Below are 12,125 nucleotides of genomic sequence, written 5' to 3'. Positions count from 1 at the left end.
TGAGCGCGCGCCACTTCGTCCCGCCCGCGTTCGTCGCGGGGCTGGTCGGCGGGGCGCTGCTCGCCCCGTTCAGCCGCACTGCACGGCGGCTGTGGCTGGCCGGGATCGTGGCCTGGCTCGCCGGTGCACTGGGCGTCTCCGTACGGATCGCGGCCCGCGAGGGCTGGCGGCACCTGCCGGTGCTGCCGGTCGTGTTCGCCGCCCTGCACGTCGGCTACGGGGCGGGGTTCCTGGGCGGCCTGGTGAAGTTCGCGCGGCGGTGGCGGGCTCCCGATCGGTAGCGTCGATCGGGTGGTCCACCCGCCGATCCCGACATCCCGCCCGCTGATCCCGCGCGGCGCGCGCGGTCGGGCGCTGGCCGTGGTGGCCGTGGCGCTCGCCGTGTTCACCGTGCTCGCGGCCCGCTACACGGGCGGGTCGGACCCCCGCTGGTTCGACGACCACGCCCGCGACGTCATCGCCGACGTCACGCCGCGTGGTCGGCTCCTGCGGATGCTGCTGGAGCTCGGCAGCCCCGCCGCGGTGGTCGCGATCGCGGTCGTCGTGGCCCTGCTGTGCCTGTGGCGGCGGCATCCGCGCGCCGCGGCGCTCGCGCTGCTCGGCCCGGGGATCACCGGCCTGGTGACCACGTTCACGAAGCCGCTGATCGGGCGCACGCTGCGCGGCGAGTACGCCTATCCGAGCGGGCACACCGGCGGGGCCACGTCCACGGCGCTGGTGCTCGCCGTCCTCGCCGTGCTGGTGCTGCGACCGGACCCGCGCCGCGCGCTCGCGATCGTGCTGGCCGTCGGGGCCGCGGCGGCGGCCCTGTTCGCCGTGCTGGTGGTGGCCGCGAACTGGCACTACGCCACGGACGCGATCGGCGGGGCGTGCGTGGCCCTCGCCGCCGTGCTCGGCTCCGCGCTCGCGATCGACGCCGTCGCGGACCGGTGGGCCGGGCGCACGCCCGATCCGCCGGACCTGCTCAGACCAGGCGCGGGTAGAGCGCGTCCAGCTTCCTGAACTCGGCCTCCCAGTTGTAGCGCTCCTTGATGGCGCGCCTGCCGTTCGCGCCGAGGCGGCGGGCCTCGTCGGGGTCCTTGAGCAGGGCCTCGACGGCCGCGGCGGCGGCGAGCGGGTCCATGGGATCGACCGTGACGCCGCAGTCCGCGTCCCCGACCAGCCGCACCCACAGCGGGAAGTCCGAGGCCACGACCGGCACCCCGCAGGCCATGTACTCGAACATCTTGGTCGAGTAGGAGTCCAGGTAGTTGCTGATCGGGTGGTCGATGACGATCCCGCAGACCGAGTCGCGGATCGCCTCGATGGCCCGCTCGTGGGACACCCCGCCGAGGTAGTCGATGCGGGCCCAACCCTCGTGGGCGCGCGCGTCGCGCTCCACGGCCTCGTCGTCGAACCAGCCGGCGACGACGGCCTTGGCCCCGCCGGGCAGCGCCGCCACCACCTGCGGCATCTCACGGGCGCCCTGCACCGCCTTGAGGCCACCGACGTAGGAGAAGGCGTAGGCCCGCTCCTCCACCGGCTTGGGCTCGGGGCGCTCCGCGATCTCGACGTGCGGGAAGTTCTGCACGACGACGGTCTTCTCCGGCGGGAACTTCTCCGCGATCGACGGCGTCGCGGCGACGATGGCCGAGAACATCCGCCCGGCGATCCACTCGGCGACGCGCACGCCGGCGGCGAGCGCGCCGCGGGCCGGCTTGGGGATCCACCACTTGTTCATGACCTGCAGCGGAACGTCCTCGTGGACGTCGTAGACGACCTTGTGGCCGAGCACGGTGAGCAGGATGCCGACCCAGATCAGCTCGGGATCGTGGAAGTGACAGATGTCGGCACGCTCGCGGCGCGCGGCGCGGAACACCCGCCAGGCGACGCGGGTGGCGCGGTCGATGCGGTGGCGCGGCAGGCCGACGCCGATGATGCGCACGCCCGCGACGGGCTCGTGCGGCGGCTGCCCCGCGATGAGGGCGACGTCGTGGCCCGTCTCGACGAGGCTCGCGCATTCGCGGCGCAGGATGCGGGTGTCCTCGACACGGTGCACGGACGTGAGGTGGCGGATCCTCGGCTTCAGGGTCTGACTCACCCTCCCAACTATGCCCCGGTCGGGGAACGCTCCTCACAGTGGCGTCACAACGCGTACACGCGGCCTCGGCACCATCCGGCATCCGGGTACGGTTGTTCCAGGGGCTGTGGCGAGGGGCGCGCCGGCGTCCCCGTCAGGTCACAGGGAGTCGGGAGGAACCCCGCGAATGTCCGCTGCAGGGTTTGCCGCCGGCGCGTCCGCACCACGGCCCGGGGCGCGCCGCGTCGTGTTCGTCGGCGGTCTCGACGACGGCCGCCGCACCGTCGAGGTTCTCCAGGCGCATCCGGGGGTCGAGCTCGCCGGTGCCTTCGTCCTCGACGACGAGGTCGGCACGCGCGTCTCGGGCTTCCGCACGTTCGACGACCTGCTCGCCCCGCCGGTGCTGCGCAAGATCCGGCGCATCCGCGACCACGTCGACGAGATCCGCGAGCTGGCCCCGGACGTCGTGTTCGTCGTCGGGTTCTCCCAGATCATCCCGCAGGCGCTGCTCGACGTCCCGCCGCGCGGCGTGATCGGCTTCCACTCGGCCGTCCTGCCCGGGCGCCGGGGCTGCTCGCCGCTGATCTGGGCGATGGTGGACGGGCTCACCGAGACCGGCGTGACGATGTTCTACATGGACGCCGGCATCGACACCGGCGACGTCATCGGCACCCGGTCGTTCCCGATCGACGAGGACGACTACTCCGGCGACGTCCTGCGCAAGGCCGACGACGCCACCATCGCGCTGCTGCGCGAGCACCTCGACGGGGTGCTGGACGGTACGGCGCCGCGGGTCAGCCAGGAGGGCGCCGAAGCCACCTACACGCCCCGCCGCGGTCCGGCCGACGGCGAGATCGACTGGTCGCGGCCGGCGCGGGAGATCGTGGACCTGGTGCGCGCGCTCGCCCCGCCCTACCCGGTGGCGCACACGTTCGGCGGGGACGGGGTACCGATCCTCGTCGAGCGCGCCCGCGCGGTCCCGGGCCTGGAACTGCCGCCGCCGCGGTACCGCCGCGACGACCCGATGCGCACGCGCGTGCTGTGCGTCGTCGCCCACCCCGACGACGAGGTGCTGGGCGTCGGCGGCACGCTCGCCCTGCACGCCGAGGCCGGCAGCGACGTCACGGTCCTGATCATGAGCGAGGGCGAGCAGGAGAAGCTCTCGGAGACCCCCCGCTGCGCCACGCGCCGCGACTGCGCGCTGGCCGCCGCCGAGGAGATGGGCGTGACGCGGGTGCTCTTCCACGACTTCCCGGACCAGCGGCTGGAGACCGTGCCGTTCATCGACCTCATCAAGGCGGTGGAGGCGGCGATCGACGAGCACGCCCCGACGGTCGTGTACACCCACCACGGCGGTGACGCGAACACCGACCATCAGGTGGTGTTCAAGGCCGTCTACGCGGCCCTGCGGCCGATGACGCGCCTGGGCGCGACGGTGGAGCGCTTCCTCACCTTCGAGACGCCGTCCTCGACCGACCAGGCCCCGCAGGTCGAGGGCTACACCTTCAACCCGACCACGTTCGTCGACGTCGAGCCGGTGTGGGACCACAAGGTCAAGGCGCTGGAGTGCTACCCGACCGAGATGATCGGCGGCCGGCACCCGCGCAGCTTCTCCTACATCGAGGCACTGGCGCGGGTCCGCGGCGGGCACTCGGGCTACCTGCTGGCCGAGGCGTTCGTGTCGGTGCGCGAGCGGATCGCGCGCCCGGCCGTCGCCGCCGCGAGCGCCGCGCCGGCAGCGCCCCAGACCACGCAGACCACGCAGACGGCGTCGACAACAGCGGCGCCCCGATGATCGCCTCCGCTCGCGGCGCCCGGGCGTCCAGGCGGGCGCGCACCGGACTCCGCCACCTGGCCGGGGCGGCCGTCACGGCCGCCGTCGTCGGCGTCCTGGCGCTCACCCTTGCGGCCGCGGCCGGGGCGACGGTGGCCCCGGCGGACTCGACCCCCCAGGGAAGCGTCACCTCGATCCCGATCTCCCCGGCGGGCGGACTCGGCCAGATGAACCTCTCGAGCTCGGACTACGGCATCGCCCGCCGGTTCGTCCTGCCCCAGGACGTCACGATCGACCGCTGGTACTTCGCCGTGAACGGCGAGGGCTCCGAGTGCGTCGGCGGTCGGGACGGCTACGGCTCGGGCGACGGCGGCACCTGGCTGGGCAGCATCGTCACCGTCGATCCTGCCACCGGCCTGCCCACCGACGACGTCCTCGCCTCCGAGCAGGTGAACGCGTGCGTGGCCTACGAGCGCGCGGGCCGCGAGTTCGGCCTGAGCAACCGCCACCAGGCGCAGTACGTCCAGTTCCCGCCGTTGGCGCTGAAGGCCGACACGCTGTACGCCTTCGTCCTGCGCAACGTCGACAGCTCGCCGGGTGACGGCGGGGGCGACTCCGTCGGCAACCACATGAGCCCGAACCTGGACGTGGCACGGCTCGCCGAGATGGGCCCGAACGGTCGCAACACGCTCGACCCGAGGGCCACGGGCGCCGTCTACGGCGTCGATCCCCGCGAGACGACGATGTGGACCGGCGACGCCGGACAGACGTGGGAGTTCGGCAGCGACATCGGCTGGTACCGGCTCGGCAAGGACCGCGGCGGGTGGTGGCCGAGCGGCTACCGGATCGCAGGCGGCGACAACGTCGCGCACGGCTGGGCGTACATGAACTGGCCCGATGACGAATCCGCCTCCGTGACGCTGACGGCCGCGGCGGACGGCGTCCTCGTCGAGGCGGGCGGGGCGAGCGACAACGAGAACGTCGGCGTCATCACCGTCGAGAACGATCAGACCGGCGCGTCGGGCCGCACCACTGACCTCGGGCCGGGGCTGGTGTCCGGGACCCTGGACCATCCGGTCCAGGTCCTGCGCGGTCAGCAGTACACGGTGAGCAACTCGGGTGAGGTCGACATCGGCTCCGGCGACCCGTGGGGCCGGGTCTTCAACACCCCCGAGCCCGGCGCCGACGCCAGCACCTGCCCGGACTGCGCGGAGCCGACGGACCGTCCGATGCTCTACGCCTCGACGATCAACACCGAGACGGCGGCCGCACCCGGCGCGCCGGGATCGGGGATGGCATCGGCGATGTCGACCGCCCTGGTGATCGGTGCGGTGGTCGCCGCCGCTGCCGGTGTGGCCACACTGCTCCTGCTGCGGCGAGGACGGCGGTGACGGACCGGCTCCGAGACTGGGCCCGCCGCACCAGGGAGCGCTGAGCGGTGCTCCGGATACCGCAGAGGCTGCACAACCTGCAGATGTCCCCGATGGCGCGGGGTGTGGCCCGCATCATGACGGGCAGCGTGGCCGGCCAGGGGCTGGTGATCCTCTGCTACCCGGTGCTGACCCGCCTCTACGACCCCGCCGAGTTCGGCCTGCTCACGGTGTTCAGCTCGGTCGTGGGGATGATCAGCGTCGTCTCCAGCGTGTCGCTGTTCCAGGCGATCCCCGTCCCACCCGACGACCAGGACGCCGCCGACCTGGCCTGGACGGCGCTGGCGATCGTGACGTTCACGACCGTCGTGACGGCCGGGGTCGGGCTGGTGGCGGGCGAGCAGATCGGCAGCCTGCTCGGCGTCCCGCGGCTGGCCGACTACTGGTGGCTCGTCGCGCTCACCGTGTTCGTGATGGGCGCCTACCTGGTGCTGTCGGAGTGGATGGTGCGCGAGCGCAGCTACGGGGCCCTCGCGCGGCGCAACCTCCTCATGGGCGTCGGCCAGGCGACGACGCAGGTGGGCCTGGGCGTGGCCGGGGTGACGCCGCTGGGGCTGTTGCTGGGCCTCGGTGTGGGGCGGGCGTGCGCGCTGGGCGGGCTGCTGTCCAGCGGAGGGCTGCTGCGGCGGGCCCGGCCGGGCCCGCGCACGATGCGGGCGGCGCTCGTCCGCTTCCGCCGCTTCCCTCTGCTCGCCACCCCGGCGGCGTTCGTCACCTCGGCGGGCCTGGAGGTGCCGCTGCTCGTCGTGAGCGCCTTCTACGGCGACGCGCGGGCGGGCCTTCTGGGGCTCACCGTGCGGGTGTTCAGCGGGCCGGCGCAGGTCATCGGGGAGGCCATCGACCAGGTCTTCTCCGGCGAGTCCAGCGCACGCATCCGCAACCCGGACGGCACCGTCGCGGCGATGACCCGCACCACTGTGCGGCGCCTGCTGCTGATCGGGCTCGCGCCCGCCGTCCTGCTCGCGACGTCCGGGCCGTGGCTGTTCTCCGTCGTGTTCGGCCCGGACTGGTCCGAGGCCGGGTTCTACGCGCAGCTCCTCGCACTGCCCTACCTGCTCCAGTTCGCCGTGAACCCGGTCTCGGGGCTCCTGCTCTACCTGCAGCGCCAGGGCCAGTCCCTGGGCTGGAGCTGCATGCGCCTGGTGTTCACCGGCGGGGGTCCCGCACTCTGCGCCGTGCTCGGGGCGCCCGTGTGGGTCGCGGTCGCGGCGCTCGCGGCCAGCCATGTCCTCAGCTACCTGCTGCTCTACGTGCTCTGCGTGCGCGCCGCCCGGGCTGCGGACGCCGAGTACCGTCGCAAGGGAAGTCCAGCATGATCTTGACCTCAGGGAGCCCCTCGATCGTGACCGCGTCGCACAGCCCGCTGTTCCTCGACGTGTGGCTCGAGTACAACCGCCGCCGCTGGAAGCTGCGCCCCGAGCGGGTATCGCTCGGCCAGGCCGGCGGGACACCCCGCCTGGACGCGGTGCTCTACCGCGGCCGCGGCGGCCGGATCGAGCAGCCGCCCCGCAACGTGTACCTGCCGGTCGCCTTCGAGACCGCACCCGACACGGGCGCGCACCGCCGCTACACGCAGTGGACGGAGCTCGCGAGCCGGCTCGGGGAGCAGATGGCAGCCGACGGCGTGCGCAACACGATCAACCTGGTGCCGGAGATCGGCGACATCCGGCCGTGGACGTGGCACGGGTTGCTGGCCGGGGTGAAGTACACCTTCCTGCAGGACCTCCCCTACGACCTCGCGCAGGCCAGCCAGTCCGTGCGCTCACGGATCAAGAAGGCGCAGAAGGCGGGCTACACGTGCCGGCGGTCGGACTCGGTCGCCGACGTCTCGGCCTGCCTGACCGAGACGCAGGAGCGCTCCGGGTTCGACTTCGACTTCCCCATGGATCAGCTCGACGAGGCCCAGCGGTTCGTGGGCACCGAGCACTTCCGCTGCTACACCGCCTACGCACCCTCGGGCGAGCCCGCCGCCTCGTACGTGGTGCTGCACAACCCGGGCGGCTGGGCGCTGGCCTGGATCATCTCGACCCGCACCAAGCACCTGCCCTCGGGCGCCACACAGCAGCTGCACCACTACATCGCCCAGGATCTGACGGACGCCGGCGCGGCCGGGTTCGACCTGGTCGGCGCCGGCGCGGAGTCCATCTCCGCGGCGAAGGCGGGTTGGGGGCCGCGGCTGGTGCCCTACTACTTCCTGCAGCAGTACGGGGCCCGTCGGATGGGGGCCTACGTCTACCGTGGCGTCCAGGAGATGTCCGGGCGCTTCGGCGCCACCGCGGCCCTGCGGCGGGCGGCGCGGGCCCTGCCGTGGCAGCGCGAGACGCCGACCCGGCCGACCTGATCCGCGCGTTCAGTCCGGCGCTCCGGCCCGCGCACGGCGCGTTCGGGGCGTCGGAGGGGCTCAGCCGCCGCGGGCGCGGCGGCGGAGCTCCGCCAGGCCCCGCTCGGCGCCGTGGCGGGCGAGCGCAGCGCCGCGGCGCGCCGCGAACAGCGCCCGCGCCCGCGGGTTCTGGCGGGTGACGAAGAAGTAGGGCACCTGTCGGGCGCCGAAGGAGCGGTTGACCCGCTCCACCGGCTCGATCATCGAGCCGAGGAAGTCGAAGTGCTGCGACGTCTCGCACGCGAGCCGGATCGCTTCCCACACCACCAGGCTGTTGACGCCGCTGGAGCGGAACTCCGGGTCGGTGCCGCCGTAGAGCACGTACGTGGTCGTGGCGTCGCGCACGAGGTAGAGCGCGGACTGCACGCGCCCCTGCGCGTCCGTCGCCGTCACGATCTCGCGCGCCCCGCGGGCGCGGCACGCGGCGTCCAGGCGGCGCCCCAGGTCGTCGTCGAAGGGGACGCCGAGACCCTGGCGCTCGAACAGCCGCCGGTTGATCCGCAGCACCTCCTCCAGCGCCTCCCCGGACTCCATGTCGATGCCGACGACCACGCCCTTGGCCGCCCGCTTGACCCGGCTGCGGACGTTGCCGCCGAGCTCGGACCACAGCCGGTCCGGGTCGCTCAGGTCGTCGATGCGGTAGGTGTAGCGCACCGTGGCCTGGAAGCCCGCCCAGTAGAAGGGCAGCCAGTTCGTGACGGCGGGCGCGAAGTTGCCGCGGTAGGCGTCGTGCGGAGGCAGCGCCTCGATCAACTCGCCCATGAGCTCACGCTCGACCCCGAGCCGCTTCTCGTACTTGCCCTCCGACGGCCGCAACCAGGGTCCGACGAACCGGGTGAGCGGCGCCTGGGTGAGCACCGTGAGCCCGAGCTTGTGCTTGCGCACGTACGGCAGCCGGGCCACGACCTCGCCCTGGCGTTCCACCACGGCCTGCCCCCACCGGCCCGGCGCCACCGCCTCGAGCCACCAGGGCTGCTCGAACGGGGTGTGGGCCGCGTCGATGCGGGCACCGTCCCCCGCACGCCGCCTCTCGCCCTCCTCGCGACCTGCCCCGGGATCGACCTCGTCCCTGCTGCAGTCCGACACCCGTTCGTCCACGCCACCGTTGCGCATCCTCTGCACCCCCCGACGGTGTGTCGACACGATCACACTGGGTGTTACCACCGCTTCGGGCAGGATTCTCGCCTCCACCTGAACGGTTCCTGAACGGCGCGCCGGCTGTGTCATCCGAGAGGCCATCCGCGACGTGATCCGAGACGTATCCGGGAGGTCATCCGGGAGGTCATCCGAGGTGGCGCACCTCGTGGTTGCCGTAGCGCGGGTTGCCCGCCGCGTCGTCGAAGATCCCGTTCTGCACGGCCGCGACGAGCGCGCCCACGTAGGTCTGCACGGTGTTGTCAACGCGGAAGCCGAGCTGCTGCGCGATCTTGTCGAACGAGACGCGGTAGTTGCGGGGGTCCGTGTCACCCTCGCGGTAGGCCACCTGCGGGCTCGTGAGGTGCTTGGCCACCTCGTCCACGATCATCCGCTTGGTGAACTGCTGGCCGTTGTCGCCGACGTTGAACACCTCGGCGCGGACGCGCTCCTCGGGTGCGGTGAGCACCGTCATCACGGCCTTGGCGATGTCCCGGACGTGGCAGTACGGGCGCCACGTGTCGGCGTCGTAGACCAGCAGGTCGCCGCCCGCCGCGAGCTCACGGGTGAACTGCGAGACGGTGAGGTCGAAGCGCATGCGCGCCGACATGCCGTAGGCCGTCGCGATCCGCAGCACCGTCGCGGAGGTGTCGAGCGACGGGGCCGCGGCCAGCAGGTGCCGTTCCACCTCGATCTTCGTGCGGGCGTAGAGGGACTGCGGGTTGAGCTCCGCGGTCTCCGCGGCGAGCGAGTCCGGGTCGTGGATGCCGTAGTTGCTGCACGTCGAGGTGAACACGAACCGGCGCACGCCGAGGCGGTCCAGCGCGTCGACGATCCGCTTCGCGCCGTCGGCGTTGACCTCCCGGGCGAGGTCCGGGTACTTGGCGCAGATCGGGTCGCCGACCAGCGACGCGAGCAACACGACGTCGTCGGTGCCCGCGGCGGCGGCCGCCACGACGCGCTCGTCGCGCAGGTCGCCGCGGGTGAAGGTGACGCCGTCACGGTCCAGCAGGTGGTGCAGCGCGAAGCCGTTGTCGTAGATCAGCTGGTCCAGGACCTGGACGCGGGCGCCCGCGTCCAGGAGCCGGGCGACCAGCACGGAGCCGACGTAGCCGGCCCCGCCGATCACGAGTACGCGCCGCGCGGCGAGCTCGCCGGTGGGGGTCATGGAGTGGTCCTCTCAGGAAGTACCGGCGGCCATAGCCTCGGCGAGCGTGCGCACGACGCGCTCGACGTCCTCCGGCGCCAGCAGGGGATGCAGGGGCAGGGTCAGCTCCGCCGCGGCGAACGCCTCGGTGTTCGGCAGCGTGAGCGGCACGGTCCCCGGGTGGCGCCGCCGGTACACGTCGAACTCGTGGATCGGCGGGTAGTGCATCGAGGACTGGATGCGCGCCTCCCGCAGGGACGCCATGACGGCCCGGCGGTCCGTGCCCGGCGGCAGCAGCACGGGCAGGATGTGCGCGGTGGTCGGGTGCGCGCGTGCGAACGGCACCGTGACGGACGGCAGCTCGCGGGCGAGCACATCGCGGTAGTGCGCGGTGAGCGCGCGGCGGGTGTCGTTCCAGCCCGGCAGGCGGGCGATCTGAACGAGGCCGAGCGCGCCCCGCAGCTCGTCCATCCGGAAGTTGTGCCCGACGTCCACGACGTCGTAGCCGACCGCCCGGCCCCGGTCGCGGTCCAGCGTGCTGGTGGTCATCCCGTGCGAGCGCATCCGCCGGACCCGCTCGCGGCGCCCCTCGTCCGGGACGATCACCATGCCGCCCTCGGCGGTGGTCATGTTCTTGTTGGTGAAGAAGCTGAACGCTGCCGCGTGGCTCGCGACGCCGGTGTGCCCGGCCAGCCCGGCGACGTGCGCGGCGTCCTCGACCAGCACGAGGCCGTGCTCGTCGGCGAACTCGCGCCAGGCCGGGACGTCCATCGCGTAGCCGCCGAAGTGCATGACGATCACCGCGCGGGTGCGTGCGGTGAGGCGGGCGCGGGCGTCGGCGAGGGAGAGGTGCGGGCGGTCCGGCGCCTCGACGTCGACGAACACCGGGGTGGCCCCGACGTGGTACACGACGCTCGCGGTCGCCACGAAGCTCATCGACGGCACCAGCACCTCGTCGCCCGGGCCGATGTCGTGGGCCGCGAGCGCGAGCAGCAGGGCCGCCGTGGCCGAGCCGACGGCGACGGCGTCCTCCACACCATGCAGGGTGGCGAACTCACGCTCGAAGCGGCGCACGCGCTCGCCCATCGTGAGCCAGCCCGAGTCGATCACCTCGGCGAGCGCGGCCTTCTCCGGCTCGCCCAGCACCGGGGTGCCCAGCTCGATGAGCGGGAGCACCCCCGTCGCCCGTCCGACGGCGGGGGCGCTCACTCCGCCGCGGGCAGCGACGAGGCCGCCCGCTCCTGGGCCTTGCGCAGGTCCTCGATCCGCCCGATGTCGACCCACACGCCGCCGTGCTCGTAGACGTGCACCGGCGCCTCGCGCTCCAGCATCACGCGCATCAGGTCGTCGAAGTTGAACGGCCCCGAGGGCGGGATGTGGTCGAAGATCGACGGATCCATGAGGTAGATGCCGGTGCTGACCGAGAAGTGCTCGGTCGGCTTCTCGCGAAAGGTGGTGACCCGGCCGTCCGCGTGGTCCAGCACGCCATAGGCGATCTTCACGTCCTGGTGGGTGACGACGACCGTCAGCGGCGCACCGCTGCGCTCGTGCTCATCCACGACGTCGCCGAGCGCCACGTCCGAGTACACGTCGGAGTTCGACACGAAGAACGGCTCGACCAGGCGGTCGCGCAGCGCGTTGAGCGGGCCGATCGTGCCCAGCGGCTCGTCCTCGGTGATGTACTCGATCTCCAGGCCCCACCGGCTGCCGTCACCGCAGTAGCTGCGGATCAGCGGGCCGAACTTGCTGACGGTGATGAAGACGCGTTTCACACCGGCCTCGCTGAACATGTCGAGCAGCTTGTCGATCACCGTCTGCTCGTCGATCGGCATCAGGGCCTTCGGCAATACCGTCGAGTACGGGCTGAGCCGGGTTCCCCGCCCGCCCGCCTGAATGACGGCAGTGAGTTCAGCCATTTAATCCTCCCGACCGGGAGGGATTTCCCGGCTCTTGGATCCCCTCGCCCGGAAAACGGCCACGCGCCGCTTCCCGGTCATTTCCGGACGCGCTCCCGCTCCCCCGCGGGATGATTCCTGCGTCTGTTCCGATGCGGGCCCGGGTGGCTTCGCCACCACCCAGGCGCACCACCGTGACCCCCGGCCACCGGTCCGGATCGAGGACCGCCCGGCCGTCGAGGACGGTGCGCACGCCCGGCAGGTCCGCGGGTGCGAACTCGCGGTACTGCGGGTGGTCGGCCTGCA

General features: G+C 72.7%; 11 protein-coding genes. 6 read left to right on the top strand and 5 right to left on the bottom strand.

Features of this window, described 5'->3' with window-relative positions; genetic code table 11:
• A partial coding sequence (locus tag AB7J25_RS27815; protein WP_428513818.1) for a hypothetical protein occupies nt 1-281 on the top strand: 281 nt, incomplete at its 5' end.
• Nucleotides 282-291: 10 nt separating this feature from the next.
• Nucleotides 292-1,002 carry a phosphatase PAP2 family protein gene (locus AB7J25_RS27810; protein WP_428513816.1) on the top strand — a complete coding sequence of 237 codons (711 nt, stop codon included), beginning with the start codon at nt 292-294 and terminating at the stop codon, nt 1,000-1,002.
• Here AB7J25_RS27810 and AB7J25_RS27805 read toward each other — a convergent pair.
• Nucleotides 965-2,080, bottom strand: a complete 1,116-nt coding sequence (locus tag AB7J25_RS27805; protein ID WP_428513814.1) for a glycosyltransferase — start codon at nt 2,078-2,080, stop codon at nt 965-967. The two genes, AB7J25_RS27810 and AB7J25_RS27805, sit on opposite strands and share 38 nt — an antisense overlap.
• 166 nt (nt 2,081-2,246) lie before the next feature.
• Here AB7J25_RS27805 and AB7J25_RS27800 point away from each other — a divergent pair, with 166 nt between their 5' ends.
• Genes AB7J25_RS27800 through AB7J25_RS27785 form a run of 4 tightly spaced genes read left to right on the top strand, consistent with a single transcriptional unit; the run spans nt 2,247 to nt 7,604 of the window.
• The gene (locus AB7J25_RS27800; protein WP_428513812.1) at nt 2,247-3,854 is read left to right on the top strand and encodes a PIG-L family deacetylase; all 1,608 of its coding nucleotides are present in this window, start codon (nt 2,247-2,249) and stop codon (nt 3,852-3,854) included.
• Nucleotides 3,851-5,224, top strand: coding sequence for a hypothetical protein (locus tag AB7J25_RS27795; RefSeq protein ID WP_428513810.1), 1,374 nt, complete (start codon nt 3,851-3,853; stop codon nt 5,222-5,224). Before AB7J25_RS27800 ends, AB7J25_RS27795 begins: the two co-directional genes overlap by 4 nt.
• 47 nt (nt 5,225-5,271) lie before the next feature.
• Nucleotides 5,272-6,579 (top strand): lipopolysaccharide biosynthesis protein, encoded by a 1,308-nt coding sequence (locus AB7J25_RS27790; RefSeq protein ID WP_428513808.1) that lies wholly within the window; start codon nt 5,272-5,274, stop codon nt 6,577-6,579.
• Nucleotides 6,580-6,605: 26 nt separating this feature from the next.
• Entirely contained in the window at nt 6,606-7,604 is a 999-nt protein-coding gene (locus AB7J25_RS27785) for a GNAT family N-acetyltransferase (RefSeq protein ID WP_428513806.1), read from the top strand.
• 60 nt (nt 7,605-7,664) lie between these two features.
• Here the strand turns inward: AB7J25_RS27785 and AB7J25_RS27780 are convergent, their stop codons facing one another.
• The 4 genes from AB7J25_RS27780 to AB7J25_RS27765 all read right to left on the bottom strand — a co-directional run bounded on the left by AB7J25_RS27780 (nt 7,665) and on the right by AB7J25_RS27765 (nt 11,840).
• On the bottom strand, nt 7,665-8,756 hold the full coding sequence (locus tag AB7J25_RS27780) for a GNAT family N-acetyltransferase (RefSeq protein ID WP_428513820.1): 1,092 nt from the start codon (nt 8,754-8,756) through the stop codon (nt 7,665-7,667).
• 169 nt (nt 8,757-8,925) lie between these two features.
• Nucleotides 8,926-9,945: an NAD-dependent epimerase/dehydratase family protein gene (locus tag AB7J25_RS27775; RefSeq protein WP_428513804.1), complete on the bottom strand. Its 1,020-nt coding sequence runs from the start codon at nt 9,943-9,945 to the stop codon at nt 8,926-8,928.
• Nucleotides 9,946-9,957: 12 nt separating this feature from the next.
• Nucleotides 9,958-11,133, bottom strand: a complete 1,176-nt coding sequence (locus tag AB7J25_RS27770; protein ID WP_428513802.1) for a DegT/DnrJ/EryC1/StrS family aminotransferase — start codon at nt 11,131-11,133, stop codon at nt 9,958-9,960.
• Nucleotides 11,130-11,840 carry a nucleotidyltransferase family protein gene (locus tag AB7J25_RS27765; RefSeq protein WP_428513800.1) on the bottom strand — a complete coding sequence of 237 codons (711 nt, stop codon included), beginning with the start codon at nt 11,838-11,840 and terminating at the stop codon, nt 11,130-11,132. Before AB7J25_RS27765 ends, AB7J25_RS27770 begins: the two co-directional genes overlap by 4 nt.
• Nucleotides 11,841-12,125 lie beyond the last annotated feature (285 nt).

This window comes from Pseudonocardia sp. (genome assembly GCF_050246655.1).
GTDB lineage: Bacteria > Actinomycetota > Actinomycetes > Mycobacteriales > Pseudonocardiaceae > Pseudonocardia.
This window is presented reverse-complemented; position numbering and strand designations above follow the sequence as displayed.